This window comes from Trinickia mobilis, from assembly GCF_017315705.1.
Lineage (GTDB): Bacteria > Pseudomonadota > Gammaproteobacteria > Burkholderiales > Burkholderiaceae > Trinickia_A > Trinickia_A mobilis.
Genome location: NZ_JAFLRF010000006.1, coordinates 288,423 through 314,809, shown reverse-complemented (window position 1 = coordinate 314,809; position 26,387 = coordinate 288,423). Strand labels below are relative to the sequence as shown.

Annotated in this window: 22 protein-coding genes; 8 read left to right on the top strand and 14 right to left on the bottom strand. The window is 65.5% G+C overall.

The genetic code is table 11. The annotated features are described in order from the left end of the window. The coding region (gene kdpB / locus J3489_RS11680; RefSeq protein WP_242539967.1) for a potassium-transporting ATPase subunit KdpB at positions 1 to 1,564 on the bottom strand (1,564 nt) is incomplete at its 3' end. Between the two features lie 236 nt (positions 1,565 to 1,800). After that, positions 1,801 to 3,093 carry an aspartate carbamoyltransferase gene (locus J3489_RS11675; protein ID WP_206998008.1) on the bottom strand — a complete coding sequence of 431 codons (1,293 nt, stop codon included), beginning with the start codon at positions 3,091 to 3,093 and terminating at the stop codon, positions 1,801 to 1,803. Positions 3,094 to 3,435: 342 nt separating this feature from the next. On the opposite strand from J3489_RS11675, the gene dapA reads away from it, so the two are divergent. After that, a complete protein-coding gene (gene dapA, locus J3489_RS11670; protein WP_206998006.1) occupies positions 3,436 to 4,293 on the top strand; it encodes a 4-hydroxy-tetrahydrodipicolinate synthase in 858 nt (285 codons plus the stop codon). Between the two features lie 131 nt (positions 4,294 to 4,424). Here the strand turns inward: dapA and J3489_RS11665 are convergent, their stop codons facing one another. Both J3489_RS11665 and J3489_RS11660 read right to left on the bottom strand, forming a co-directional pair. Beyond that, a complete protein-coding gene (locus tag J3489_RS11665; protein ID WP_206998004.1) occupies positions 4,425 to 5,183 on the bottom strand; it encodes a hypothetical protein in 759 nt (252 codons plus the stop codon). Between the two features lie 123 nt (positions 5,184 to 5,306). Then, complete coding sequence (locus tag J3489_RS11660; RefSeq protein ID WP_206998002.1) at positions 5,307 to 6,284, bottom strand: AraC family transcriptional regulator; 978 nt, start codon at positions 6,282 to 6,284, stop codon at positions 5,307 to 5,309. A gap of 113 nt (positions 6,285 to 6,397) precedes the next feature. On the opposite strand from J3489_RS11660, the gene J3489_RS11655 reads away from it, so the two are divergent. After that, positions 6,398 to 6,934 carry a carboxymuconolactone decarboxylase family protein gene (locus J3489_RS11655; protein ID WP_206998000.1) on the top strand — a complete coding sequence of 179 codons (537 nt, stop codon included), beginning with the start codon at positions 6,398 to 6,400 and terminating at the stop codon, positions 6,932 to 6,934. Positions 6,935 to 6,999: 65 nt separating this feature from the next. On the opposite strand, the gene J3489_RS11650 is transcribed toward J3489_RS11655, so the two are convergent. Further along, positions 7,000 to 8,118 carry a 3-deoxy-7-phosphoheptulonate synthase gene (locus J3489_RS11650; RefSeq protein ID WP_206997998.1) on the bottom strand — a complete coding sequence of 373 codons (1,119 nt, stop codon included), beginning with the start codon at positions 8,116 to 8,118 and terminating at the stop codon, positions 7,000 to 7,002. Between the two features lie 32 nt (positions 8,119 to 8,150). Beyond that, a complete protein-coding gene (locus J3489_RS38790) occupies positions 8,151 to 8,363 on the bottom strand; it encodes a hypothetical protein (RefSeq protein ID WP_374193447.1) in 213 nt (70 codons plus the stop codon). Between J3489_RS38790 and J3489_RS11645 the strand changes: the two genes are divergently transcribed. Continuing rightward, entirely contained in the window at positions 8,262 to 8,471 is a 210-nt protein-coding gene (locus tag J3489_RS11645) for a hypothetical protein (protein WP_206997996.1), read from the top strand. The genes J3489_RS38790 and J3489_RS11645 overlap by 102 nt on opposite strands. Positions 8,472 to 8,488: 17 nt before the next feature. Here the strand turns inward: J3489_RS11645 and J3489_RS11640 are convergent, their stop codons facing one another. Together J3489_RS11640 and J3489_RS11635 are read right to left on the bottom strand one after the other, a co-directional pair. Then, positions 8,489 to 10,228, bottom strand: a complete 1,740-nt coding sequence (locus tag J3489_RS11640) for a tetratricopeptide repeat protein (protein ID WP_206997995.1) — start codon at positions 10,226 to 10,228, stop codon at positions 8,489 to 8,491. A gap of 146 nt (positions 10,229 to 10,374) precedes the next feature. Further along, positions 10,375 to 10,680: a high-potential iron-sulfur protein gene (locus J3489_RS11635; protein WP_206997993.1), complete on the bottom strand. Its 306-nt coding sequence runs from the start codon at positions 10,678 to 10,680 to the stop codon at positions 10,375 to 10,377. Between the two features lie 181 nt (positions 10,681 to 10,861). On the opposite strand from J3489_RS11635, the gene J3489_RS11630 reads away from it, so the two are divergent. Next, the gene (locus J3489_RS11630) at positions 10,862 to 11,842 is read left to right on the top strand and encodes a carbon-nitrogen hydrolase family protein (protein WP_206997991.1); all 981 of its coding nucleotides are present in this window, start codon (positions 10,862 to 10,864) and stop codon (positions 11,840 to 11,842) included. 25 nt (positions 11,843 to 11,867) lie between these two features. On the opposite strand, the gene J3489_RS11625 is transcribed toward J3489_RS11630, so the two are convergent. The 3 genes from J3489_RS11625 to J3489_RS11615 form a co-directional block, all read right to left on the bottom strand. Further along, positions 11,868 to 12,641, bottom strand: a complete 774-nt coding sequence (locus J3489_RS11625; protein WP_206997989.1) for an SDR family oxidoreductase — start codon at positions 12,639 to 12,641, stop codon at positions 11,868 to 11,870. A 117-nt stretch (positions 12,642 to 12,758) separates the two neighbouring features. Continuing rightward, the gene (locus J3489_RS11620; RefSeq protein ID WP_206997987.1) at positions 12,759 to 13,601 is read right to left on the bottom strand and encodes an oxidoreductase; all 843 of its coding nucleotides are present in this window, start codon (positions 13,599 to 13,601) and stop codon (positions 12,759 to 12,761) included. Positions 13,602 to 13,709: 108 nt separating this feature from the next. Next, positions 13,710 to 14,981: a putative Na+/H+ antiporter gene (locus J3489_RS11615; protein WP_206997985.1), complete on the bottom strand. Its 1,272-nt coding sequence runs from the start codon at positions 14,979 to 14,981 to the stop codon at positions 13,710 to 13,712. A 200-nt stretch (positions 14,982 to 15,181) separates the two neighbouring features. Between J3489_RS11615 and J3489_RS11610 the strand changes: the two genes are divergently transcribed. Then, the gene (locus J3489_RS11610; protein WP_206997983.1) at positions 15,182 to 16,417 is read left to right on the top strand and encodes a dicarboxylate/amino acid:cation symporter; all 1,236 of its coding nucleotides are present in this window, start codon (positions 15,182 to 15,184) and stop codon (positions 16,415 to 16,417) included. Positions 16,418 to 16,469: 52 nt separating this feature from the next. Here J3489_RS11610 and J3489_RS11605 read toward each other — a convergent pair whose 3' ends face one another. Further along, a complete protein-coding gene (locus J3489_RS11605) occupies positions 16,470 to 17,399 on the bottom strand; it encodes a LysR family transcriptional regulator (RefSeq protein ID WP_206997981.1) in 930 nt (309 codons plus the stop codon). A gap of 346 nt (positions 17,400 to 17,745) precedes the next feature. Between J3489_RS11605 and J3489_RS11600 the strand changes: the two genes are divergently transcribed. Continuing rightward, complete coding sequence (locus J3489_RS11600; RefSeq protein WP_206997979.1) at positions 17,746 to 19,287, top strand: alkaline phosphatase family protein; 1,542 nt, start codon at positions 17,746 to 17,748, stop codon at positions 19,285 to 19,287. Positions 19,288 to 19,355: 68 nt separating this feature from the next. Here J3489_RS11600 and J3489_RS11595 read toward each other — a convergent pair whose 3' ends face one another. Further along, entirely contained in the window at positions 19,356 to 21,437 is a 2,082-nt protein-coding gene (locus J3489_RS11595; protein ID WP_206997977.1) for a 2Fe-2S iron-sulfur cluster-binding protein, read from the bottom strand. A 221-nt stretch (positions 21,438 to 21,658) separates the two neighbouring features. Here J3489_RS11595 and J3489_RS11590 point away from each other — a divergent pair, with 221 nt between their 5' ends. Both J3489_RS11590 and J3489_RS11585 read left to right on the top strand, forming a co-directional pair. Next, on the top strand, positions 21,659 to 22,078 hold the full coding sequence (locus J3489_RS11590) for a DUF302 domain-containing protein (RefSeq protein WP_206997975.1): 420 nt from the start codon (positions 21,659 to 21,661) through the stop codon (positions 22,076 to 22,078). 90 nt (positions 22,079 to 22,168) lie between these two features. Then, positions 22,169 to 23,371, top strand: a complete 1,203-nt coding sequence (locus tag J3489_RS11585) for an amino acid aminotransferase (RefSeq protein ID WP_206997973.1) — start codon at positions 22,169 to 22,171, stop codon at positions 23,369 to 23,371. A gap of 16 nt (positions 23,372 to 23,387) precedes the next feature. On the opposite strand, the gene J3489_RS11580 is transcribed toward J3489_RS11585, so the two are convergent. After that, positions 23,388 to 26,264 carry a putative bifunctional diguanylate cyclase/phosphodiesterase gene (locus tag J3489_RS11580; RefSeq protein WP_309491362.1) on the bottom strand — a complete coding sequence of 959 codons (2,877 nt, stop codon included), beginning with the start codon at positions 26,262 to 26,264 and terminating at the stop codon, positions 23,388 to 23,390. Positions 26,265 to 26,387 lie beyond the last annotated feature (123 nt).

Below are 26,387 nucleotides of genomic sequence, written 5' to 3'. Positions count from 1 at the left end.
CTTCGGCCTGGTGTGCGCGGATCGTCGTCAGCTTGGCTTCCGGCGTGGCTTCCGCGAGGAAGTCGTCGACGCCCGCTTCGGCTGCAATCGCCGCGGCGGTGAGACGGTTGTCGCCCGTCACCATCACGGTCTTGATGCCCATCTTGCGCAGCTCGGCGAAGCGCTCTTTGATGCCGCCCTTGACGATGTCCTTCAGCTCGATCACGCCGAGCACATGCGCCGCGTCGCCTTGCTTCGCGGCAACGACGAGCGGCGTGCTGCCGCGCCGCGCGATATCGGCGACCGCTTGATCGACTTCCGCGGCGAACTTGCCGCCATGCGCCTCGACGTAGTGCTTGATCGCATCGGCCGCGCCCTTGCGGATCTCGCGGCCCGGCGCCCCGGCGGAAGTCCCGTTGGGGGACAGGTCGACGCCGCTCATGCGCGACTGCGCGCTGAACGCGAGGAACGTGGCGTGCAGCGCGTGCATGTCGCGCTGCCGGATGTTGAAGCGCTGCTTGGCGAGCACGACGATGCTGCGGCCCTCCGGCGTTTCGTCGGCGAGCGATGACAGTTGTGCCGAGTCGGCCAATGCTTCTTCGGTCACTCCCGGTGCCGGGATGAACGTCGACGCTTGCCGATTGCCGAGCGTGATCGTGCCGGTCTTGTCGAGCAGGAGCACGTCCACGTCGCCTGCGGCTTCGACGGCGCGGCCCGAGGTGGCGATCACGTTCGCCTGCATCATGCGGCTCATGCCCGCCACGCCGATCGCCGACAGCAAGCCGCCGATCGTCGTCGGAATCAGGCACACGAGCAGCGCGACGAGCGCCGTGATCGTCACCACGTGGCCGGCCTTTTCCGCTTGGACGGCGAAGATCGAGAACGGCAACAGTGTGGCAGTCGCGAGCAGCAGCACGATCGACAGCGCGACGAGCAGAATCGTCAGCGCGATTTCATTCGGCGTCTTCTGGCGCTTCGCGCCTTCGACCATCGCGATCATGCGGTCGAGGAACGCCTCGCCCGGATTCGCCGTGACTTTCACGACGATCCAGTCCGACAGCACGCGCGTGCCGCCCGTCACCGACGAAAAGTCGCCGCCCGATTCGCGGATCACCGGCGCGGATTCGCCCGTGATCGCCGATTCGTCGACCGACGCCACGCCTTCGATCACTTCGCCGTCGGCCGGAATCGCATCGCCCGCTTCGACGAGCACGACATCGTCGCGGCGCAGATCGGTAGAGGCCATGATGCGGATCGCCGCTTTCGGATGGGGCTCCTGGAGCTTTTTCGCCACCACGTTGTGCTTCGCGCTCTTGAGCGACGCGGCCTGCGCCTTCGAGCGGCCTTCGGCCAGCGCCTCGGCGAAGTTCGCGAACAGCACGGTGAACCACAGCCACAACGCGATCGCGAGAATGAAGCCCGCGGGCGCCTCGGCCTGTCCGCCGAGCGCGGCGGCCCAGAGAATCGTCGTGAGAATGCTGCCGATGTACACGCAGAACATCACCGGATTGCGCACCTGGTGGCGCGGCGTCAGTTTCTTGAACGAGTCGGCGAGCGCCGGCTTCACGATCGACGGGTCGAACATCGAACGGGCTGCGGTGCGTGCCTGGCCGATGTTCCCGGGCTGATGGACGGGCGGTTGGGTACGGGTGCTCATGCTTTCCTCTAGGTCCCTTTCATTCGGGCGATCTCCTGTGACGGAGTTCGTCGAATGAACTCTAGGAAAGCCGGCGTAAAGGCCGTGGCAAGGGTGGGGAGGCGGGTGTAAAGAGGATGTAAAAAACGAGGGGGAGCGCCCCCCTCGGATGCCGGATCAGGTTCTCAATCGATCCCATGAAACACCGCATCGTCCGGCCCGAGGTACGCGGGCGGCTGCCACGCCGCGTCGCGCATCGAATGCTGGACCAGATGATCGACCCCGAGCAGCACCGCAAAAATCGCCATGCGAACTGGAATGCCGTTGTCGGTCTGCCGGAAGATCGCGAGCCGCGGATCGTGGTTCAGGTCGATGCTCAGATCGTTCGCGCCCGGCCGGCTGTCGCGCGGCAGCGGGTGCATGATCAGCGTGTCGCGCCCGCACACGGCATCGGCGAGCGCCTGGTTGATCTGGAAATCGGGCGTATAGCCTTCGAACGATTCGTCGGTGAAGCGCTCCTTCTGAATCCGTGTCGCGTACACGACGTCCGCGCCGCGCAGCCCCGTCGCCAGTTCGTGCGTCTGTTCGACGACGTGTCCATGACGCGATATCTGGTCGACGATATAGGCAGGCATTTCGAGCGTCGGCGGCGAAACCAGCGTGAACTTCAAGCCGCGATAGAGCGCGAGCAGTTTGACGAGCGAATGCACGGTGCGCCCGTACTTGAGGTCGCCGACGAGCGCGATGTGCGCGCCGTCGACGATCTTGCCGAGCCGCGAGAACTCGCGCTGGATCGTGTACAGGTCGAGCAACGCCTGGCTCGGGTGCTCGCCCGGGCCGTCGCCGCCGTTGATGACGGGCACGTTCGTCGCGCGCGCGAATTCGGCGACCGAGCCTTGCTCGGGGTGGCGCACGACGAGCGCGTCGACATAGCCGCTCATCACGCGGCTCGTGTCGTAGATCGATTCGCCCTTGGCCATCGACGAGAACGTGAAGCCGGTCGTATCGCACACCGAGCCGCCGAGCCGGCAGAACGCCGCGCCGAACGACACGCGCGTGCGCGTGCTCGCTTCGAAGAACAGGTTGCCGAGCACCGCGCCTTCGAGCACGCGGGAGATTTTCCGGCGGCGCGCGATCGGCTGCATGATGTCCGCGACCCGGAACAGCGCCTCGACCGATTCGCGCGAGAACTGATCGACCGACAGCAGTTGCGGCTTTCCTTCGAACAGAATCTGGCTTGCCAACGAACCAGTATGTACGCTCTGCGTAGTGTTTTCGTCGTGATCGCGATGGACGACGATCTCCGACACGAAGCGCTGCACGATCTCCGGCATGGCGCGCGATTCCTGCGAGTCGTCGGGCAGAAGCCACGTATCCAGGGCGCGGCGCGAGACGCCGATGCGGTTCGCAAAGCTTTCGCGGGTCATGTTCATGCGGCGCATGGCGTCGCGAAGGAAGGCTTGCTGGGGTGCGGTCATCGATCGCCTCGTCCGGTTGTTGTACGCGGTGCGTATATTAAATCGGATTTTTGGGAAGTCAAGAAAATTGCTTGGCTCGGCCGCGGGCGACCCTGTACACTCGCCCGGATGGAAACCGCACGCCTCCCCCTCGCACTTGAACGGCTCGCCGACGGCTCGCTCGGCATGGCGTTCGCGTGCACGGTTTCCAAAGCCAAAAAACAGTTGCTCATCTGACCGGAGCAGACTGTTCCGTCAGATGTGCGACGGGACAGTTTGTGAGGCACGCCTTAGACGTCTTTCTCTACTCCCCTGCTGCACACTCTGAACGGATTCGATTCGGTCACGTTTAGAGGTGAAGTCATGGGTATGTTTTCGGGTATCTGGGTTCCGCTCGTCACGCCGTTCGAGCGCGGCGCTGTCGATTACGCTGCGTTGCGGGCGCTCGTCGAGCGCTATGCGAAGGCCGGCGTTTCCGGCCTCGTCGCGCTGGGCACGACGGGCGAACCGGCCGCATTGAGCGAAGCGGAAAGCGACGAGGTGCTGGCGGCGATTCTGCAGGCGGCGCGCGGATTGCCTGTGCTGGTGGGCGTCTCGGGCAACCAGACCGCGCGGCTCGCCGAGCGCGTCGCGCGCATCAGCGCGCTGCCGGCGGCCGGGATCCTGGTTTCCGCGCCGTACTACATCCGGCCGTCGCAGGCGGGGCTGATCGACCATTTCACGCAGCTCGCGGACGCGAGCGCGAAGCCGGTCGTGCTCTACGACATTCCCTACCGGACCGGCGTGCGGCTCGAACTCGACACGCTCTTCGCGCTCGCCGCGCATCCGCGCATTCAGGCGATCAAGGACTGCGCGGGCTCGGCCGAGACCACGCTCGCGCTGATCCTCGACGGCCGGCTGCAAGTGCTGGCCGGCGAGGACAGCAATATTTTCCACACGCTGTGCATGGGCGGCAGCGGGGCCATCGCGGCGTCGGCGCATCTGCGGCCGGAGCGTTTTGTCGCGATGTATCGCGCGCTTGCCGAAGGGCGGCTCGTCGAGGGCCGCGCGATTTATCACGAGCTCGCGCCGCTCGTGCGCGCGCTGGTCTCGGAGCCGAATCCGGCACCGGTGAAGGCGGCGCTGGCCGCGCAGGGGCTCTTGCGCAACGAATTGCGCGCGCCGATGACGTGTGCGACCGAAGCGCTCGGCCGCCGGCTCGCGGAACTCATGCTCGACTGACTGTCGACGCTCGACTCCGATGCGGGAGGGTCTCCTCGCGGGGGCCGTGGCGGCCTTCTTGGCGATTTCCCGCTGGTCCTTGCGCGCGGCTGGCACACGGCCGGTATGCGGCGTACGGCTGCGCGCTCCCGCTACATCATGCCGCCGGCACCGCCTCCCGTTCCTATGCCCGTGCTGCCGGTGCCGCTCGTGCTGCCTGGGGGCGTTACCGGCGTGGACGAGAGCGGATGCTGCGCGCCGAGCGTCGTCATCAGCGTGACCGCGACGGGGTCCGGCTCGCCGTTCGAGTCGATTGCGCCGGCCGCGAGCAGCGCCTCGAGATCGCTGTCGACGCCCGACTGGCCGACGACAAACGCAGTGGTCAGGAAGTTCGTGACGCTGAGCGTGAGGTGGTACTGCGTATCGAGCCCTTGGACGACAGCTGCTTGCGCGGCCAGCACGGTGCTTTCGTTCGCGAGCGTCTGCTGAAACCGCGTGTTGCCTGAAAAGGTCGCGATGAGGTTGGCTTCCGTCGTGCCGAGCTGCGCGGCCACGTAGACGAGCAGCAATTCCGTTTCCGGCGTGACGTTGAAGGTGCCGCCCGCAAAGGCGGTCGAATGGAGCACCGTGGTGCCGGACGTCGCCGTGATCAGGCACGGCGCGTCCGCCGCGAGCGTCGCCTGAAAAGCGCCGCTCGCGTTGGTGCTCGCGCTCGTCGAGCCCCGTGCGCAGACGATGCCAAGCGCCGCGTTCGGCAACGCCCGGCCCGTCGCCGCGGTGCCGGACAGCGCGATCGACGGCGGCGAGGAATTGCCGCCGCCTCCGCCGCCGCATGCAGCCAGCAATGCAACGCCCAGCGTCAGCAACAGCGCATTGCCGGCCGCCGTGAGAGTTCGGAACCGCGTGTTCATCGTGAGCTCCCGCGAAGGATCGGGTACGCCCTATAAACGAATGCCGCTCAGCTCCTATTCCACGTTTGCCCCGGCCTTTTACACCTCCGCGGCCGGCTCGGGCGCGACGAGCTCGAAGCGCTCCTAGCCGATGAGCGCCTGCTTCGTTCGGCCTGCCCGCCAGCGTGCCGGGCTGACGCCCGTGTGCCGCTTGAAAGTCCGCTGAAACGCAGCCTCCGATTGATAGCCGACCGCCTCGCCGATCGCCGCGATCGGCTCGTCGCCCTGCGCGAGCTTGCGCGCGGCGAGCGTCATGCGGATCTCGGTCAGCACGTCGTTTGCCGAGCGGCCGAGCGCGTCGTCGAAATGGCGGACGAAGGTCGCGCGCGACATGTGGCACAACTCGGCGAGCGCGGGCAGGGTCCACGGCTTGCCCGGCGCATCGAACATCGCGGCGAGCGCCGGCTGCAGGCGCGAGCGCTGCGCGAGCGCGAGCAGCCCGCGCGGCGGTTCGGGCGCCTCGCTCGCGAAGCGCAGCGTCAGCGCGAACAGCGCGCCCGACAGGTGATTGATGAGCGCCGCGCTGGCAGGCGCGCCGTCGAGCGCTTCTTCGCGCATCAATTGAATCAGCCGCGTGAGCCGCGTGCCTGCGAGCGTTGCCGCGGCGTCGCCGGCATGGCCGCCGCCGCCGTCTGTGCGCGGCGCAGGCAAGCTGCGCACGACGAGACGTTCCGGCAGGTAATCGCGCAGCAGCCTGTCGGGCATGCCCGGCAGCAGAAAGCGGCCGCACAGGATGTCGGCGCGCTCGCCGGTGCCGCGGTTCTCGTGGACGAGCAGATCGCCCGCGTGACGGTCGACCCACGGCTTCGGGCGCTTCCCGCTGCCGTCGTGGAGCCGGTGCGGACCGCCGCCTGGAAACAGCACGATGTCGCCGGCCGTGAGGCGTTGCGGCACGCCGCTGTCGTCTTCGATCGTCGCTTCGCCTTCGAGCAGCACGTGATAGGGGATTTCGCAGAGCGGCGAGGCGGGGTGATCGATGACCCAGGGCGCGCGGAAGTGGCAGCGCACGTCGACTTGGCCATTGACCGGCCGCAACGCAAGCAGGCGGCTTAGCAGATCCATATGAGACGATCGAGCATAAATGTGAGGTCCCTGGATATTAACGGGATCACGGGCCGGTCATAAAGTGGCGCCATGCCAGACGAACTGGCCCATCACCGACCCAGGAGCCCATCATGTCCCGTTTTACTTCAGTCAATCCCGAAGTCGCCACGGGTGCCGCCGCCGAAGTGTTCGCGAAGATCAAGAAGGCCGCCGGCAAAGTGCCGAACGCGTATGCGACGATCGGCAGCCACACGCCGGCCGGCTTGAGCGCGATGCTCGCCGCCGACGCCGCGTTGGCGGCGGGCAGTCTCTCGAAGCCCGATGTCGAGGCGATCAAGCTGGCCGTCAGCGAAGCGGCCGGCTGTGATTACTGTGTCGCGGCGCACACGCTGGTCGGCAAGATGGCCGGACTCAAGCCCGAAGAGATGAAGCAGATCCGCACGGGCGAACCGACCGGCGCTGCGCAGCGCGATGCGCTCGTGCGCTTCGTGCGCAACGTGATCCGCTCGAGCGGCACCGTCGATGCGGCCGAAGTCGCGGCGATCCGCGCGGCCGGCTACTCGGAGACGCAGATCATCGAGGCGTTGCTCGCGGTGACCGTGATCACGTTCACGAACCTCGTCAATCGTGTGAACGATACGACGGTGGATTTTCCGGCGGTGGTGTGATGTTTGAGCCGCGGCCTTTCAAGGGCCGCGGCCCGGCAACGGCTCGTCGATGATCGATCGACGGCTTAGCGGCCGCGGCGCGCACGCACCGCGGCCGCGAGCGTTTCGAGCACCGGCTCGGTCTGCGTCCAGCCGAGGCACGCGTCGGTAATCGAGACGCCGCGCTTGAGCGGCACGCCCGGCAACAGATCCTGCCGGCCTTCTTCCAGATGGCTCTCGACCATCACGCCGATGATTCGCTTCTCGCCGCCCGACAACTGGCCCGCCAGATCCTGCGCGACATCGACCTGGCGCAGATGCGACTTGTTCGAATTGGCGTGCGAGCAATCGACCATCACTTGCTCGCGCAAGCCCGCCGCGCGCAATGCCGCACAGCTTTCCTCGACCGACGCCGCGTCGTAGTTCGGCCCCTTCTTGCCGCCGCGCAGGATCACGTGCGCGTCGTCGTTGCCGCGCGTTTCGAAGATCGCGGCCATGCCCATTTTCGTCATGCCCATGAACGCGTGGCTCGCACGCGCGGCGACGATCGCGTCCGCCGCGATCTGGACGCCGCCGTCGGTGCCGTTCTTGAAGCCGATCGGGCACGACAGGCCCGAGGCGAGTTGGCGATGGCTCTGGCTTTCCGTCGTGCGCGCGCCGATCGCGCCCCATGCGATCAAGTCGGCGATGTATTGCGGGCTCAGGAGGTCGAGGAATTCGGTGGCGGTCGGCAGGCCGAGCGCGTTGATGTCGAGCAGCAGCTGCCGCGCGCGGCGCAGCCCTTCGTTGATGCGGAAACTGCCGTCAAGGCGCGGGTCGTTGATATAGCCCTTCCAGCCGACCGTGGTGCGCGGCTTTTCGAAGTACACGCGCATCACGATCAAGAGGTCGTCGCGCAATGCGTCGGCCTCGCGCTTGAGGCGCTGCGCGTACTCCATCGCCTGATCGTGATCGTGGATCGAGCACGGCCCGACGACGATCAACAGGCGATCGTCGCGCCCCTCGAGGATATCGGCGATGGCCGAGCGGCGCTTCTCCACGAGGTCCTGCACCGGCTTGGGCGCCGGTAGTTCGTCGAGCAGCAGCGCCGGCGAAATGAGCGGGCGGACCGCTCCGATGCGGGTGTCGTCGACGCGGGTGGCGTCTTCGGTCGAGTCGGCGACGCCGACTTCTTGATCATGCGACGGGTTGTCGATGCGGCTCAAGGTCTTCTCCAGGCTTCTTTGGCAGACGTCGATTATGGCATTGCACGGCGGCTGCGGATCATTGCTGCGCCGCGTCCGCGAGCGCGTCCCTCACGTCGCCGATCAATTCCGGCCAACCGCCTTCGCGCTGGCGGAACAAGTACATGTCGGTCGTGCGTTTCGGCTTGCGCGAAGCGTCCGGCCTGCCGCAGCAGATTCGCCAGATTGTTATGCGCCGGACCGTTGCGCTCATCGCCTTCGAGCACCCGGCGACAAGCGCGCTCTGCGCCCGCCGTGTCGCCTCTCCGGTAGGCGTCGAGCGCGGACTGGAGAAGCGGATGGTCCGGACTTTCCTGGTCCGCTTCGACAAATAGGTTCCGATTCATTGCGGCTACCGGACGGCTGCGAGCGCGGCAAGCGCACGGCCGACGGACGCAATCACGCTGTCCCAATCGCCGAGCGTGGGTTGGCGGAACAGTCTCACGGCGGGATACCAGGGGCTGTCGTCGCGTCCGAGCATCCAGCGCCAGCACGTGTCGAGGCGATTCAGAACCCAGACCGGCTTGCCGATCGCGCCGGCGAGGTGGGCGGTCGACGTGTCGACGGAAATCACGAGATCGAGATTCGACACGAGCGCGGCGGTGTCGGCGAAGTCCGTGATCTCTTCAGTCAAGTCGACGACGCCGCGGCTCGCTTCGCGATGCTCGGAGAGCGCCGCCAATTGCTGCGCAGGCGGTCCTTTCTGCAAGCTGAAGAACTGGACGTCCGGCACTTCGAGGAGCGGCGCCAGGCGCGCGAGAGCCAGCGAGCGCCGTGCGTCGTTCTTGCGCAGCTCGGGTACGTGGGGCCGGTTGCCGCCTGCCCAGACCAGGCCGACTTTCAAAGCCGCAGCGCCCGGCGAAGCCGCACCCGCAGCTGCCGCAATGCGCGTGCCCCAATGCACGACGGCTGCGGGATCGGCGAACAGGTAAGGCGTATTGCCGGGAATGCTGGCAAGGTCCGTCTTGAACGCGAGCGGCAGGCTCAGCAACGGGCAGTGATAGTCGAACGCGGGCAAGGGCTGGCCGTGCGCGACGAGCTGCCTCACGCCTTCGAGCGGCGCGAGCAGTCTCATCAATTCGGGCTGCACTTCGAGCACGACCTGCGCGCCGAGCTTGGCGACCATCGGCGCGTAGCGGCAGAACTGCAACGTGTCGCCTAGACCCTGCTCGGCATGCAGCAGAATCGTCTTCCCTTCGAGCGGTTCAACGCCCAGCCACAGCGGCTGCGCGAACGCGCGCCGGCCCGCTTGGGGCCGGTTGCGTTGCCAGCGCCATTCGTACTCTTGCCAGCCTGCGTCGAGATTGCCCGTCTGCAGCAGGCACAGCGCGCGGTTCCAATGCCCTTCGGCCGAATCGGGTTTCAGCGCGAGCGCGCGGTCGTAGCTCGACAGGGCGTCGGCATGACGGTTCATGTCGACGAGCGTGAGGCCCAGGTTGTTCCAGGCGTCGGCGAGCGTGTGCTGCGCTGCGATCGCCTGGCGATAGCTCTGCTCCGCTTCTTGCGGGCGGTTCAGATCGCTCAGCGCGTTGCCGCGGTTGCTCCACGCTTCCGCGTAGCTCGGGCGCAGCGCGATTGCCTGATCGCAGCTCGTCAGCGCTTCGGCGGGGCGGTCCAGATCGCGCAGCACGCAACTGCGATTGTTCCAGGCCTCAGGCATGCCGGGCTTGAGCGCCAGTGCGCGGTCGAAGCTCGCCAGCGCTTCGGCCGGCGCATCGAGCGCCCCTAGCGCCGTGCCGCGATTGTTCAGCGCGTCCGCGAAGTTCGGCATCAGCGCGAGCGCGCGATTCGCGCTCGCGAGCGCCTCTTTGTATTGCTCCTTGGCGTTCAGTGCGAACGCCAGATTCGAATGAATCGGCGCGTGCATCCCGTTGATCGAAGCGGCTTTCTTGAGGAACGCGATGCCGTCGTCGAGACGCCCCGCTTGCAGCGAGAGCGCGCCGAGCAATTGCAGCGCGTCGAAGTGCTTGGGCCGGATCGCGAGGATTTCCCGGTACAGTTCCTCGGCTTCGGCCAAGGCGCCGTTTTGCTGGAGCGCCAAGGCCTGTTGAAGCAGGGTGTCGAGTTGTTTCTGATTGCCGGGCTTGCTCATGGATGCGAATGGGCAGGGCGCACCGCCCTGCGAGTGGAGGCGAAAGACCGGGGCCGATTATCGCTGAAACGAAAGCGCGTTCTGCGGCGCCGCATTACGATTTTCTTACGCGAGCGGCCGAGCCTTATGAGTTCGCTATGAGTTCGCTATGAGTTCGTATAGGCGCTGCACCAGCCGTGCGCGGCGACCTGCTTGGCGCCGAACAGCACGCAGCCGCCGGATGGGGCGCCCGCCTTGCCTTGGTAAAGCGAGCAGTTCGCGCATTCCTGCCCGGCTTGATAGGTCGAGAATTTACGCTTGTCGACTTTCGACGCATCCGCTTGGTAGCCGTACGACAGCGCCTGCGGATCGGATTCGCTCAACGGCTCGAGGGCGTTGACCCGCTGCGCCAAGATCAGCGACGATCCGACGCCGACGCTGGCGATCAAAAAGCTGCGACGCGTTGCCTTCATGGTGTGACTCCGTTTTGACTAGGGCCTGTGATCGGCGCGAACAGACCCTAGGTTGGGGACTTCCTTTTCCTCGACGCCGGGCGCAACGCCCGCCGATCGTCGCCGAGCGACCGATACGCTTCGTGCAATATATACACGGCGGTAGCATACTTGGCTTCCTCGCTTAGGGGAGGGCCGACGAATGAGCACGCATCGCGTTGCCGTAGTTCAGGCTGGGTCTACGTTGTTCGATACGCCGCGCACGCTGGAGCGCATGCGCGCGCATTGCGAAACGCTGGCGCGCGAAGGCGTCGAGCTGGCGGTGTTTCCCGAGGCTTACTTGGGCGGCTATCCGAAGGGGCTCGATTTCGGCACGCGCGTCGGGACACGCTCGAGCGCCGGGCGCGACGATTTTCTGCGCTACGCGCGCTCGGCCATCGACGTGCCCGGCGTCGAGACCGAGCGCATCGGCGCGTTCGCAGCAGAAGCGCGTTGCAATCTCGTGGCAGGCGTGATCGAACGCGGCGGGGCGACGCTCTATTGCACGGCACTCTTCTTCAACGACCGCGGCGAGCTGGTCGCCAAGCACCGCAAGCTGATGCCGACCGCGAGCGAGCGCCTGATCTGGGGCTGCGGCGACGGCTCGACGCTGCCGGTGGTCCAGAGCAGCGTCGGCAAGCTGGGCGCGGCGATCTGCTGGGAAAACTACATGCCGTTGCTGCGCCAGTCGATGTTCGCGCGCGGGGTCGAAATCTGGTGTGCGCCGACAGTCGACGAACGCGACATGTGGCAGGCATCGATGCGCCACATCGCGTACGAAGGGCGCTGCTTCGTGCTGAGCGCGTGCCAGTTCCTCACGCGCGCCGATTGCCCGCCCGACTACGACTGCATTCAGGGCAACGAGCCCGGCACGCAGTTGATCAAAGGAGGCAGCGTGATCGTGAGTCCGCTCGGCGAGGTTCTGGCGGGTCCCGTCTATGGGCAGGAGGCGGTGCTCACCGCCGATATCGATCTTGCCGATATCGTTCGCGGCAAATACGACCTTGACGTGGCGGGGCACTACGCGCGGCCCGACGTGTTTTCGCTGCACGTCGACATGCGGCCGAAAAGCGGCCTCGTGTGCACGACGGATGCGCCCGACGCGAACGGCGAAGAAGCCGCGAGCGGTCTGTCGATGCCTTAGGGCCTGTTATTAGCCTGAACAGGCCCTAAGCCTGCGGCAATTCGCGCACGTCCGCGGTCGGGACTTGGCCGAAGCCGTCGCTCAACAGGTAGCCGATCAGCTTCGACGCCGATTGCTCGGGCGTCGCGAGCTGGCCGTTGCGCTTGAGGTCTTCGAATCGTTCGCGCAACGGAAAAAGGTCGCCTCCCGTGCCGCGGATCTCGGCCTGCATGTCGGTATCGACCACGCCCGGCGCGACGCTGCAGATTCGCAGCGCGCGGCTTGCGTCGAGCGCCACCGAGCGCGCGTGATGATCGAGCGCGGCCTTGGTCGCGCAATAGATGCTCCAGCCGGCGTACGCATTGCGCGCCGCGCCGCTCGAGATATGGACGATGCGGCGCTCGCCTGCGTCGGCGGTCGCGGCTGCAAAGGCGCTCGCAAACATCAGCGGCGTCGCGACATTCAGCGACACGGCGCGCGCGATCTCGCCCGCGTCCTGCGCTTCGCAAGGGCCGATCGGTTGCACGGTGCCGGCGTTGTTGATGAGCATCACGTGCTGCGCGCCGCTCGTGAATGTGCGCAACACGTCGCCGGCGAGCCATTGCTCGACACGTGCGAGGTTCGACAAGTCCAGTTCGGCTTCGTCGAGCAAGCCTGCGAAGCGCGCGGCCAGCGTGGCGTGGCGCGAGCGCGAGACGCCCAGCACGGCGATTCCGCGAGCGAGAAGCTGCTCGGCAAGCGCCGCGCCGATGCCGCGCGTGTGGCCGGTGACGATGGCTTTGGTGAGGGGGGTGTTGCCGGAAGGAGTCGGGGTGGTCATGGCGAAATCCGCGAAAGGCTATCGTGATGCGAGCGTACGGTGGGCACGGCCGGCGATTTTACTGCGCAGACCGTGCCTTCGCCCGGGCTGCTGCGCGCCCGGCCGGGCGTTGGCGATTCACTGAATATCCGTCGACACCGACACCGCCTCCCACGCATCGATCTCCGCCTTCAACGCGCCGAGCTTCTCCCGCACCAGCGTCACCGCATCGCGCCCGAGCAAGAGATGCATCGGCGGGTTGTCCGACGCCACGAGCTTGAGCATCGCCCGCGCCGCCTTCGCCGGATCCCCGGGCTGGTTGCCGTCGAGCTTGCGGCGCCGCTCGCGAATCGGATCGAACACCTCGTCGTAGTCGGCGATCTTGCGTTCGGCGCGCACGAGCGACCGGCCCGCCCAATCGGTGCGGAACGAACCGGGCGCGACGGCCGTCACGGCGATGCCGAGGCTCTTCACCTCCTTCGCCAGCGCTTCGGAAATGCCCTCGAGCGCGAACTTGCTGCCGTGATAGAAGCTGATGCCGGGGAACGTGATGATGCCGCCCATCGACGTCACGTTGAGGATATGGCCCGCGCGGCGCTTGCGCATGTGTGGCAGCACCGCGTGAATCATCGCCACGGCGCCGTAGACGTTGACGTCGAATTGCTTGCGCAATTGATCGAGCGTCGATTCTTCGAGAACGCCTTCATGGCCGAAGCCGGCGTTGTTGACGAGCACGCCGATCGGACCGAAATCCGCTTCGATTTCGGCCACCACGCGATACACGGCGTCGGTGTCGGTGACGTCGAGCCGCTTGCCGAGGGCGCGCTCGGGATCGAGCCGGTTGAACGCGTCGAGCGCGGCGGCGCTGCGCACGGTGCCGACGACGCGATGTCCATCGGCCAGCGCCGCCTCGGCGAGCGCGCGCCCGAAACCGGAACTGACGCCGGTGATCAGAAAGACCTTGCTGTGCGGATTCGACATGGGATTGACCGTTCGGTAAGGGAAGGAAGTCCCATGCTAGGCCCGTCCCTTCCATTCGGTAACCCGTTTTGCCGCGTCAGCCTTTGAAGCAAAACTTCAAGCGGACGATCACAACAGCAGCAGCGCGGCGCTCGCGACGCAGGTCGGCACGATCGCCGCTGCGAGCAGCCCCGTCAAGCCGACGGATTCGTCTTCAAAGCCCTTGCGCACGATCGCGAGACCGGCGGGATTCGGTGCGTTCGCGATCACGGTGAGGCCGCCGCCCGCGACCGCGCCGGCGACCAGCATGTACTTCGCCTCGTCGGACATGCCCGCGATCAGCGAGCCGAGATACGTGATCGCCGCGTTATCCATGATCGCCGTGAGGCCGAGCGCGCCGGCATAGAGCGCATGCGCGTCCATCGACGCGACCACCGGCTGCAGCCACCACTGCTGCAAGCCGCCGAGCACGACGAGCCCGCCGAGGAAGAACGCGACGAGCAGGCTTTCGCGCAGCATCAGCGGCGACTGGAATTGCTCGTAGGCTTGCGTGTAGCCGAGGAAGAACAGGAACAGGCCGATGAAGACCACCGGATGATGGGCGCCGATCACCACGGCGACCAGGAACAGAAGGTGGATCAGCGTCACGGTCAACGGCACGGCGGGCGGCTTGGGCGCATCCGCGTTCGCCTGCGCCGCGGCCGGCTGTGCGTTGCGCAGCGCGTTGCGCATGACCAGCATCAGACCGGTCGCGTTGACCACGACGGCAAGCGCCGCCTTCCAGCCGAACTGCGCCGCCAAGAACGTGCTGTTCCAGCCCCACGCGGACGCCACCATCAGCACGGGCGGCGCGGCGTAAGCGGTCAGCGTGCCGCCCACCGACACGTTGACGAACAGCACGCCCAGCGTCAGATACTTCCAGCGCTCGGCGATCGGCGCGGCAAAGAGGCGTTCGCGCAGGATCAGCGCGGCGAGCGTCATCGCGGCGGGTTCGGTGATGAACGAGCCGAGCAGCGGGATCAGCGTAAGCGCGAGCCAGACCACGGTCAGATTCGCGTCGAGCGGCAAGAGGCGGGCGATGCGCATCACGAGCCCCGTCACCGCTTCGAGAATCGGGCGGCTCGCCGCGATCACCATGATCGTGAACACGAAGAGCGGCTCGGTGAACTCGCGCGACTCGGCGTAGTGGAGCGCCTGCTGCGGTCCCGCGAGCGCGATGATCGCGACGAGCAGGATCGTCGCCCAGAAGCCGAACACGACCTCCACTTCGCCGAGAAAGTGAAAGAGCCCTGCATGTTCGGGATACCGGTGAGCGAGCACCTCGAAGCGTTTCGCGAGAAACGTGTGGACGAGCGCGAGACCGAAGATCGCCGCACCGGCAATCTCGACTGAATGTGGCATCTGTTCTCCTCGATAAAAAACGGTTGGGGCCGGAGTTTACGCGATCGGAACGCGGCGGTCTGTTTCGAGATAGGCGCGGCCATTGGAATGGTTTGAGAGTCGTCGTTTTCGCCCTCGTTTTTAAGATAAATCCTATATATAGGCGCCCGGGGTGTGGCCAGAATCCTATTCATTCTTCCCGTCCGAATAAGGCAAACACGATGCAATCCACTCACCGTTCTCGCCGGCCCCGTTTTGCGATGTGGCATCAGATCCTGGTCGCGTTGATTCTCGGCGTGGCCGCCGGGCATTTCATCGGCGAACCCGCAAAGATGCTGCAGCCGCTTGGCGACATCTTCATGTCGCTGATCCGCATGTGCGTGATTCCCGTGGTATTCGTTTCTCTCGTGTGCGGGATCACGTCGCTCGCCGATCTGGCCGCCATGCGCCGTATCGCGACGAAGTCGATCGCGATCTATCTGCTGCTGATGGCCGCGACCGCCGTGATGGCAATCGTGATCGCGCTCGCGGCACGCGTGGGCGTCGGCTTCGATCTCCCGGCCGGCGCGGCGGCAACGAGCGTGACCGAACCGGCGAGCCTCAAGGACGCGCTGCTCGCCGCGATTCCCTCGAACCCGTTCAAGGCGTTCGCCGAAGGCGCGCTGTTGCCGAGCATCGTGTTCGCGATCTTCTTCGGCCTCGCCATCAATCTGTCGGGCGAGCGCGCCGCGCCGGTCCGCGCCTTCTTCGAGAGCCTGTCCGCCGTGGTCTTCAAGCTCATCGGCATGGTGCTCAAGTTCGCGCCGTTCGGCGTGTTCGGCCTGATGGCGTTCGTCACCGCGGACCGCGGCTTCTCCGTGCTCGGCCATCTCGGCTCGCTCGTCGCGGTGAACTACCTGGTGCTGCTGTTCTTCATGATCGTCGTCTGCAGCGTCTCGCTGATGATGGTTCGTCTGAATCCGCTGCCGTTCCTGCGCAAGGTGTTGCCGGTGCAGCTCTTCGCGTACTCGTCGGCGAGCAGCGCGGCAACGCTGCCGCTCAATCTCGAGACCACCCAGCAGCAGCTCGGCGTCGACACGCGCATCGCGAGCTTCGTGCTGCCGCTCGGCTCGACGGTCAACATGGCCGGGCTCGCCTGCTACCTCGGCACCGTGGCGGTCTTCGCCAGCAACGCCTATGGGATCGAGCTTTCGACGATGCAATTCGCGATGGTGGTGGTGACGACGGCGCTCGCGTCGATCGGCGCGGCCGGCATTCCCGGCGCGGGCCTCGTCGTGATGAGCCTCGTGCTGGCTTCGGTCGGGCTGCCGCTCGAAGTGATCGCGGTGATCGCCGCAGTGGATCGTCTGATCGACATGTGCTGCACGTCGGCCAACGTGACGGGCGATACGCTGACGGCGGTGGTGGTCGCGAGGACCGAGGGCGTGCTCGATATCGAGCAGTACAAGCGCGTGTGACCCGCGTGGCAGGCGCGGCTTGACGTGCGAGTCTTCGCGGGCAAGCCTCGGCCTATCGCAGGAACGCTTCCGTGCGGGGCGTTCCTGCTTTTTCGTCCTGCCGCAGAAAGTCGATCAGCGCCCGCAGCTTGGCCGGCACGCGGCGGCGGTCCGCGTAGTAGAGCGTGAAGCCGGCGAGCGGCGGGCTCCAATCCGCCAGCACGCGCACGAGACGTCCGTCGTCGAGAAAGCGCTCGAGGTAGCCGTTGATCATGTAAGCGATCCCGATGCCGTCGAGCGCCGCCTGCACGAGCGCGGCCGAGTCGTTGACGATGAGCGGCCCGCTGAGCGCCAGCTCGAGCGTTTCACCCGCTTTCTCGAACGGCCAGCGTTCGATCTGGCCGGACGTCGAATGCCGGAAACAGATGCACGCGTGGCCGAGCAGATCGCGCGGATGCCGGGGCAAGCCGTGACGCGCGAGGTATTCCGGCGATGCGATGACATGGGCGGTGATCGGCGGTCCGATCTTCACGGCGACCATGTCGCGCTCGACCAGGTCGCCAAAGCGGATTCCCGCGTCATAGCCGCGCCCGACGATATCGACGAGCGAGTTTTCGATCGATACGTCGAGGCGGATGTCGGGGTATTGGTCCAGAAAGCGGCGCAGGATCGGCTGCAGCACGATCATGTGGCCCGAGCGCGCCACGTTGAGCCGCAGCAATCCGGCAGGCCGGCCGGCGACGGCCCCGAGCTCCTCCGATGCGAGCGTCAGCTCGCGCACGGCCGGCAACACCCGCTCGAAATAGGCTGCGCCGGCTTCGGTCAGGCTCGTGCCGCGCGTGTTCCGGTTGAACAGCGCGAGCCCCACGCGCTGTTCCAGGCTGCGGATCGCCTGGCTGACCGCCGACGGCGACACGCCGAGCCTGACGGCCGCCGCCGAGAAACTGTTCTCTTCGGCGACGGCAATGAATGTAACGATTCCATCGAGCTGATCCTGACGCAATTGCAAGCTCCTGCGGATGGTGATGTTGCGGTCTCTGTTAGCGCTCGTTCAGCACGTCTTCAAGCTGGTTGCAAACCATATCGCACATGGAATCGCCGGGGCCATGTTCGTTCTCGCGATGACACTCTGTTGCAATTCGCAAAACATCTGTCGGTCAGCATAGACGATGATGCTCGAAGCGCACGATTCGAAGACGGCCTAGCGGCGACACCGTCGCCCGCGACATCAAAACGCCACAAGACACGTTGAGCATCGTCCACTCGCCGCCGCGTTCTTGCGCGCGAGGCGGCGGTCCCCGCGGGGGTTCAACGCAGCCACGATTCACGATCCAGGAAAGGAGTGCACTATGGACCTGCAATTCGACCATGTCGTCGTTCTGATGCTCGAAAACCGGTCGTTCGACCACTTGTTCGGCTACCTCGGCACCGGGGAGGGCCTGATCGGGGAAGGCGCGCCTGCAGGAGGCTTCACCAACTACAAGACACCCGGCAATGCCGCCACCACGGCGTTCCAGACGCGGCGCGGCGGAGATTACACCTCGGTCGGCCAAGGGCCGGCGCACTCGCTCAAGCAGATCAACGAGCAGTTGTTCGGCAAGACCAAGGTGCCCGCAAACGTGCCCGCCGGCACGGCGACGCTCGATGGCTTCATCGCGTCGTTCAACACCTCGTTGAAGTACGACCTCAAGCGCGATCCGACCGACAGCGAGTTGCAACAGGTGATGAACGGCTTCGATCCGGTGCAGTTGCCGGTGCTCTCGACGCTCGCGAAGCACTTCGTGCTGTGCGACCACTGGTTCGCGGACGTGCCGGGGCCGACGGTGCCGAACCGCGCGTTCGTTCATGCGGCCACGTCGCAAGGCTATACGTACAACGCCAACTGGAAGCCGAATCTCACTTGCGACACGATCTACGACCGCATCAATGCGACGAACGGCAGCTCGTGGCGCGTCTACTATCACGACACGAACGACGTGCTCCAGCTCTTTCCCAACGTCGAAAAGAAGCCGGAGAACAACGTGCTGTTCGAAGGCAATTTCCTGAGCGACGTGTCGGGCGACAAGCTCGCAACGTACTCGTTCATCGTGCCCGCGTTCATCGGCTCGCCGACGCAGCCGGTCAACAGCATGCACGCGCCGGCCGACGTGCGGCCCGCCGAAAAGCTGGTGGCGGACATCTATAGCGCCCTGCGGGCCAACGAGAACGTGTGGAAGAAGACGCTCTACATCATCGTGTTCGACGAGCATGGCGGTTATTACGACCACGTTCAGCCGCCGGAAACGGTGTCGCCCGACGGCATTCCGGGCAGGCTCGACGAGTCCTATCTCGTGCCGTTCGATTTCGATCGACTGGGGCTTCGCGTGCCTTGCATCCTGGTCTCGCCTTGGTTCGAGGCGGCGGTCGATTCGACCGTGTACAGCCATTCGACGATTCCCGGCTCGGTGATCGAAGCCTTCGGCTTAGGGCATTTCCTGACCAAGCGGGACGAGCAGGCCGCCAAGCTGACCCAGAAATACCTCGCCAAGAACGACAAGCTGACATGGCGCACGGATACCCCCGATCTGACGGTTCCCGTTCAACCGCAGGTCATGGACGCGATGCAGAGAGAAATGCTCGACGGCTCCGTGCATCTCGATCCGCACCCGGAGAACCGGAACCCGCTGCGCACGCAAGACATTCAAGATCCGCAACAAGCGAAGGACTTTATCCGGACCCAGGTTGCGAAGTATCTGGAGCATTACTTCGCCTCGGGCGGAAACAGCAAGGTTGCGGCGGGTTTGTCGGCCGATAATCAGCATCCTGCCGCTTCCGTCAGCGCGTCGCGTATCGACGAGCTGCGGGCGTCGAAGGGACGTCATGCCGATGCCGCTTCGAAGGAGCGGCCCTAAACGCTGACGCTGCCGGCGCTGGCGGACCGGAGCCATGAGCCGCGACACGGCGAGCCGGCCGCGCTTCGTCAAAGATCGAGCAGCAGCCGCTCGCCGCCCGGCTTGTCCGCCCGCGCGGGAACGGCGCAGCAAATCAGCGCTTCGTTATCGGGCACCTCGAACGCAGGCGGTTCCCGATAAGCGACTGCGCCTTCGACGATCCGCGTGCGGCATGCGCCGCAGATTCCCACGCGGCAGCCAAACTCCGGTGCGAGCCCGCGTTCTTCCGCCAGCGCGAGGAGCGTTCCGTCATCGGGCGTCCAGCGCGCTTCCTTGCCCGATGCGACGAATACCACCGGAACGGGACCTTGCGCGGGCGCTCGCGCCTGCTCGGACCCGGCGCATCGATCTTGTCTGCGCCGCAGCCCGGACGGCCCGAACGACTCGGCATGGATGCGCTTGTCCGCGATCGAGAGGCCGCGCAAGCCGTCGTAGAGTGATTGCGTGAATCCCGATGGTCCGCAGAGATAGAAGTCGAAATCGTCGAAGGGCAGGGTCTTCTTCAGCACGTCGCCATCGAGGCGGCCTCTGGCGTCGTAGTCGCGCTGAACGACCGCGCCCTCGGTATCGGTCAGCAAGCGAATGACCCGCACGGCGCCGTTCGACATCTCGACGAGCTGTTCGATCTCCGCCGTGAATGCACGCTGCGCAATCGAACGCGCGGAGTAGAAGAACCACGCCGGACGAATCCGCCTCGTGCGCAAGCCCTCGTAGACGAGATGCCGCAACATCGCAAGCATCGGCGTCACGCCGACGCCGCCGGCCAGCAACACGACGGGGCGCCGTTCGTGCGCGTCGATCGTGAAATTGCCGGCAGGCGCGCGCGCTTCGATCAAGTCGCCCTCGCGCAGCGTGTCGTGCAGATGATGCGACACGGCGCCGTCGCGCTTGACGCTGATCCGGTAGAAGCCGTCGGACGGCGCCACCGATAGCGTGTACGTGCGGATCAGCGGCGTTTCGCCGGCTCTGGGCGAGACGCGGATCGGCAGGTGCTGGCCGGCCAAGTGAGGAATGAGTCCCGCGCCATCCGCCGGTTCGAGATGAAACGAGCGGATCACGGCGCTTTCGTCGACGATCTTCGCGATCCGGAAGGGCCGCCATGCGTTGGCGAGCGCGATCGCCTTCAGGCGTTCCGTGCTTTCGTCCCAGCTTCCGGTCATCGTCGAGTAGGGCGAGAAGCCGTCTGCCGGCATCGTCCAGCGCAGCGGCATCGCCCCCGCGCGATAGACGATGCGGCGCGGCGTGAAGCGCCACAGCCGCTCGGCGCCCCGGAACGTGGCGATCTCGGGCGAATCGAGGTCGACTTCGACGTCGCCTGTGAGCTGCAGCAGATCGCCGCTCGCGAAGTCGATAAAGACGAGCCCGGCCCTCGGGTTCGACAGGAAATTGCCGAGCGTGTTGAAGAACAGGTTGCCCGAGAAATCCGGCACGGTGAGCACGCCGTCTGCGCCGAGCCGCACGAACCCGCGCTTGCCGCCGCGATGCGAGACGTCGACCTCGCGGCCGCCGTCGCCGCGCTCCACACAGGAGGCGACGAAGAACGTATCGGCTGCGGCGATCAGCGAGGCTGCGCGCGCATCGACGCGGGACATCTGCACGGGCGCCTGCGCTGCCGGAACCGACGGCTCGCGGACGAATTCGAAGCGGCGCGCCTGGATATAGTGGTTGCAGTTGCCGAAGGATTGCCTGACGCCGATATCGAATCCTTGCTCGGACGAATCGCGCACGACGCCATTCAAGCGGTTGCGCCGCCGCGTGTGCAGTTCGACGCCGATGAGCGCGATGGCCGCGCCTTCGTAAATCCCGGCGCAGGCGGGATCTCGCGGGTCGCGCATCGCGTTCACACGCAGCGCGTGAGGTGTGGGCGCCTGCAGGAAGCCGGGCTCGCCCGCGAGCAGCGTCGCCCACACGTCGCCCTCTGCGTCCACGGTGCCCAGAGCGACGAACGGAATGAGCGGATAGAACTCGCGATGCTGGTCGATCAGATGGTCGCGCACGTTGCGGCGGCCCAGGCCGTCCATTTGCCTGACGACGCCGGCGCGCTGCTGAAGCGCCAATTCGCCGGCATGCCAAGGCGATGCGGTGTCGTTCTCTTGCGCGGGTGTCGGCATGATGGGTCCTCTACGTTAGCGCGATTCACGTGGCGCCATAACGAACGATTGTAGGGTAGCGTCGGCCGCGGCGCTTCGAAAGGCATGGGGCGCACGCTTGAGACGGATGAGCGTTTATATGAGCCTTTCGAGCGTGTGCCGGCGAAGCGGGGCGTCTACACTGGAAGCGCAACGCGCTGCGCGCGTACCCGCACTCGAGCGTCCACAGGAGGACCCAATCCATGACGACCCCGACCGACACGGCTGGCGATCCGCTCACGGCGATCACGCTGCAAAGCCGGCATGATTTCCAAACCACGGTCTTTCGCCTGACGGAAGCGCTGGCCGCGAGCGGCATCAGGCTGTTCGCCGACATCGACCAGGCCGCCGCTGCGCGTGACGCAGGAATGGCGTTGCGTCCCACGAGGCTCTTCATATTCGGCAATCCGAAGGCGGGCACGCCGGTCATGGCGGCCAATCCGCTCGCCGCGCTGGAATTGCCGTTCAGGGCGGTGATCTGGGAAGACGACGCACATGCCGTCTACGTCACGTATGACGACGTGAAAAGAAAGCTCGGCGGCGTGTATCGCGTCGATCCATCGCTTTGCGCGCCGTATAGCCGAATGCCCGAACTGCTGCGCCGCGTGGTCGAGGAGGATTGAAGGCGCGCGGGAGCGCGCTTGGTTGCCGAACGCCGCGATCTGATCGACACTATGCGTCACCGAACGCAAGACGCTATGAGGAGAATCGCGATGTTCGAACACGTTCCCGCCTATCCCGGCGACCCGATCCTGAGCCTCAACGAAGACTTCCAGCACGATCCGCGGCAAAACAAGGTCAACCTGAGCATCGGCATCTATTTCGACGACGCCGGCGTGCTGCCGGTGATGGGCGCGGTGCGCGAGGCGGAAAGCGCGTTGCTCGGCAGCATCGGGCCGCGCCCGTATCTGCCGATGACGGGCCACGCGCAATACCGCGACGCAGCGCAGGCGCTGGTGTTCGGCGCCGACAGCGAGGCTCGCGCGGGTGGCCGGATCGCGACGCTGCAAACGATCGGCGGCTCCGGCGCGCTGAAAGTCGGCGCCGATTTCCTGAAGCGCTATTTCCCTAACTCGCAGCTGTGGCTCAGCGATCCGAGCTGGGAGAATCATCGCGTCGTGTTCGAGAGCGCCGGCATCGCGGTGAATTCGTACCCGTACTACGACGAACGGACCGGCGGTTTGCGTTTCCAGGAAATGCTGGACACGATCGAGGGCTTGCCGCCGCAAAGCGTCGTGCTGCTGCATGCGTGCTGTCATAACCCGACGGGCGTCGACTTGAACGACGCGCAATGGGCGGATCTCGTTCCCGTGCTGCAGCAGCGCAAGCTGATCGCATTCGTCGACATGGCCTACCAAGGGTTCGGTGCCGGGCTCGACGAGGACGCGGCATGCATCCGTCTTCTCGTGTCATCGGGCGTGCCGCTCATCGTCGCCAATTCGTTCTCGAAGAACTTCTCGTTGTACGGCGAGCGGTGCGGTGCGTTGAGCGTCGCGTGCGAATCGGCCGATGAAGCGAAGCGCGTGCTCGGCCAACTGGCATCGAGGGTGCGTGCGAACTACAGCAATCCGCCCACGCACGGCGCGCGGCTCGTTGCGAGCGTGCTCAATGCGCCGGCGTTGCGCGCATCGTGGGAAGCGGAGCTGGGCGCGATGCGCGAGCGGATTCTCGCGATGCGCAAGGACATTTACGACGGGCTGAACGGCCATGTGGAAGAGCGTCTTCTCACGCGCTATCTCGCGCAGCGCGGCATGTTCACTTATACGGGCTTGAGCGAGGCCCAGGTCGAACGTCTTCGTGAAGAGCACGCGGTGTATCTGCTGCGCTCCGGGCGCATGTGCGTTGCCGGCTTGAACGAGCGCAATGTCGGCTACGTCGCTTCGGCTATCGCCGGCGTCGTGAAGAGCACGGCTTGAGCGGCCGCATCATCGCTTAGCTTGACCCTGCCTGCGCCCGCGTGTCGAACTCGTAGGCGATCGTCTCGCGCGGCTCGGACAGGCTCTCGATGAACTGCGCGACCAGCGGATCGGCGACGAAGCTCGCGGCGGAATCGGCAAGCAGAATCGCCGAGCACTCCTGCGGCCTCGCGACGACATAGCCTTGAACGTAATCGACGCCGATCTCGTGCAGCGCCTTTAGCGTGTCCAAGTCTTCGACCCATTCGGCGACGCTGCGCATGCCGAGATTGTGCGCGAGCGTGACGAGCGCTTCGACAATCGCGACGTCGGCCGGATGCGAGCACATCGAGCGCACGAACTCGCCGTCGATTTTCAGCGCGTCGGCCGACAGCGACTTCAGATACCGGAACGACGTATAGCCCGCGCCGAAATCGTCGAGCGCGATCTTGGCGCCCATGTCGTGCACGCGGCCGATAAAGCGCTGCGTGTTCCCGAGGTCGTGCAGCGCGACGCTCTCTGTGATCTCAAGGCAGAGGTAACGAAGAATCGAACGGTAACGGACAAACAACGCAAAGATGTCTTCGGTGAAGCGCTCGTCGTTCAGCGAGCCGCCGTTCAGGTTCACGCAGATAAAGCGCGTCTTCGGCAGCGACTTCTGGTTCGTCTCGATCCAATCCAGCGTCGTGCTGACCACCCATTTGTCGAGCGCGGCGATGTTGCCGGATTCTTCGGCGGCGGCAATGATCTTGTCGGGCGTGACGACTTTTCCGTCGGCCGCGCGCATGCGCAGCAGCACTTCGAAATTCAGCGATTCGGTCGGCGCGGTGAGCGACATGATCGGCTGCATCACGAGAAAGAGCCCGGCCGGCAGCTGGTTGCGGCCAAACGATTCCACGAGGCGCAGCTCCGCCGCGCGTTGTTCGAAGGCGGCTGCGCCCTTGCGATACACGACGAGCCGGTTGTGGCGGCTTTCCTTCGCCTCGCGGCACGCGCGGTCGGCATGCGAGAGCGCATCCTGCACGCGCACGCCGTGCGAACATTCGACGAGCCCGATCGACGCCTTGACTTGAAACGCGCGGCTGCCGACCTGATAAGGAATTTCATTGAGTTCCGCGAGAAGCCGCGTACAAAGCGCGACGGCTTCGTCGATCGACGTTTCGTTCATGATGCACACGAATTCGTCGCCGCCCATGCGCCCGAACGAGAAGTCGCCGTGAATGCGCGCGAGCACGCGATCGGCGACCTGCTTGAGCACTTCGTCGCCGGAGCGGTGGCCGAAGAGATCGTTGATCAGCTTGAAACGGTCGAGGTCGATATAGGCGAGCGTCCATAGCGCCGCATTCTCGCTTTGCGTCGCGATCGCCTTTTCCAAGCCGCGGCGGTTCAGCGAGCCCGTCAGCGGATCGTGCTCGGCGAGAAAGCGCAGCCGTTCGATGGCCTTCGAGCGTTCAGTCACGTCTTGCAGCGAGCCTTCGATCCCGTCGTTCGAGCCGATTGCCTTGAGCAGATAGCGGCGGTCCGCGGTGCCGCGCGCTTCGGAGCCGCCGATTTCGATTTCGCTGTCGCGGCCCTTGAGCGAAAGGGCTTGCAGCGAGCCCCATGCGCCCGGCTCGAAATAGTCGTTCCAATGGCGCTGACCGTAGTCGCTCTTTTGCACGGCGAGCATCTCGCGCAGCGCAGGATTGGCGCGCACGAAGTGTCCGCGCGAATCGAGCGTGAAGAGGCCGATCGGCGTGACCTCGTAGGTGTTGCGCAATTCGATCTGCGCCTGGCGCCGGTGCTCGCGCTCCGCGCGCATCTGCTCGGCGATGGCGAAGGCGGCCATCATGCTCGAGGTGAGCGCGGCAAGCACCGGGCTGACGCCGGCGGCCAGCTGGCGAACGCCGAAGGCCGCGCCCAGCACTTCGGAGAACGTGGCGAGCAGCACGACCGCAAGCGACGCGGCGTACCACATCACCGTGCGCGAGCGCGCTTTCCAAAGCAACCGCGCAAGCAGGAAGATCAGCACGCTGATGCCGAATCCGCCGAGCACCCACAACGCGGGGATGAAGTGCGCATAGGAAAGCGGAATCGAGAGGACGAGCAACAAGAGCCCGACGTTCTGCGCGACGCGCAGCAGCCAGCGATAGCCGACGATTTTCAGCTCGCGGCGAAACAACTGGCTGAATAGCGCACCCGTCAGCAGGTAATACGCGGCAAACGTGACTTTGCGCAGCAGCGGCAGATCGACGGAAGGAATCACGCGATCGAGCCATTCGGTATCCCAGCCCATCGCATTGGCGCACAGGCGCAGATTGCCGACGAGCCACATCGCGAAGATGACGTAGGTCCATTCGCGATTGATGATGGCCGTGACGAAAACGAATACGGCGAGCGTCAGCAGGCCGCCCGCGATCAAGCCGGAGCTCTCCTCGAAGTCGAGCGCCGAATTGCGCAATTGCTCGGCGTCCATCGCGTCGACGGTCAATTGCGCGGGGCCGGAGAACGTGCCGCGGCAGATCATGGGCGTCGGGCTTGCAGGCCTGCCGAGCGAGACCGCAAAGCCGGCCTTGACCGCGCGCATCTGTCCGGACACGGCCTCGCGGCTGGCGCTGCCCAGCGATTGCAGCGCCGGGACCGTCCAGCAATCGAGTGTTTGCGCGTGGCGCGATGGAAATTCGATCAAAGTCGTCAGGCGCGAGCTGGCGACGGGCGCGGAAAACGTGAACCAGATCGGGGTTTCCGCCAGCTTCGTGCTGAAGTGAGTGACGGCTGGCGCGTCAGCGAGCGCATCCAATGCGGACGCAGGAGTGAGCGTCGACGTTTTGTCGTTGAGCGCGCGAAAGGTCAGCGCTCCCGAGCCGGTCGACGGGTATTGGCGAGGCAACAGCAAGAGAACAGCGATCGTGCTGAGGGCAATCAGCACCGGCACGATGTAAATGGAAAAGAAGTAAAGCGCTTGATCGAGCCTCGATCCGGCGCGAGTGCGTCTTAAACGGGCAATAGGACCACCGAAGCGGCCGCGAGGACCAAGCGACGCCATATCTGTATTTCC

Excerpts from the sequence above, each read along its gene's own strand:
- J3489_RS11675 (WP_206998008.1), bottom strand. The coding sequence starts at position 3,093 with ATGACCGCACCCCAGCAAGCCTTCCTTCGCGACGCCATGCGCCGCATG.
- dapA (WP_206998006.1), top strand. The coding sequence starts at position 3,436 with ATGGGTATGTTTTCGGGTATCTGGGTTCCGCTCGTCACGCCGTTCGAG.
- J3489_RS11665 (WP_206998004.1), bottom strand. The coding sequence starts at position 5,183 with ATGAACACGCGGTTCCGAACTCTCACGGCGGCCGGCAATGCGCTGTTG.
- J3489_RS11660 (WP_206998002.1), bottom strand. The coding sequence starts at position 6,284 with ATGGATCTGCTAAGCCGCCTGCTTGCGTTGCGGCCGGTCAATGGCCAA.
- J3489_RS11655 (WP_206998000.1), top strand. The coding sequence starts at position 6,398 with ATGTCCCGTTTTACTTCAGTCAATCCCGAAGTCGCCACGGGTGCCGCC.
- J3489_RS11645 (WP_206997996.1), top strand. The coding sequence starts at position 8,262 with ATGTCGGTCGTGCGTTTCGGCTTGCGCGAAGCGTCCGGCCTGCCGCAG.
- J3489_RS11640 (WP_206997995.1), bottom strand. The coding sequence starts at position 10,228 with ATGAGCAAGCCCGGCAATCAGAAACAACTCGACACCCTGCTTCAACAG.
- J3489_RS11635 (WP_206997993.1), bottom strand. The coding sequence starts at position 10,680 with ATGAAGGCAACGCGTCGCAGCTTTTTGATCGCCAGCGTCGGCGTCGGA.
- J3489_RS11630 (WP_206997991.1), top strand. The coding sequence starts at position 10,862 with ATGAGCACGCATCGCGTTGCCGTAGTTCAGGCTGGGTCTACGTTGTTC.
- J3489_RS11625 (WP_206997989.1), bottom strand. The coding sequence starts at position 12,641 with ATGACCACCCCGACTCCTTCCGGCAACACCCCCCTCACCAAAGCCATC.
- J3489_RS11620 (WP_206997987.1), bottom strand. The coding sequence starts at position 13,601 with ATGTCGAATCCGCACAGCAAGGTCTTTCTGATCACCGGCGTCAGTTCC.
- J3489_RS11615 (WP_206997985.1), bottom strand. The coding sequence starts at position 14,981 with ATGCCACATTCAGTCGAGATTGCCGGTGCGGCGATCTTCGGTCTCGCG.
- J3489_RS11610 (WP_206997983.1), top strand. The coding sequence starts at position 15,182 with ATGCAATCCACTCACCGTTCTCGCCGGCCCCGTTTTGCGATGTGGCAT.
- J3489_RS11600 (WP_206997979.1), top strand. The coding sequence starts at position 17,746 with ATGGACCTGCAATTCGACCATGTCGTCGTTCTGATGCTCGAAAACCGG.
- J3489_RS11595 (WP_206997977.1), bottom strand. The coding sequence starts at position 21,437 with ATGCCGACACCCGCGCAAGAGAACGACACCGCATCGCCTTGGCATGCC.
- J3489_RS11590 (WP_206997975.1), top strand. The coding sequence starts at position 21,659 with ATGACGACCCCGACCGACACGGCTGGCGATCCGCTCACGGCGATCACG.
- J3489_RS11585 (WP_206997973.1), top strand. The coding sequence starts at position 22,169 with ATGTTCGAACACGTTCCCGCCTATCCCGGCGACCCGATCCTGAGCCTC.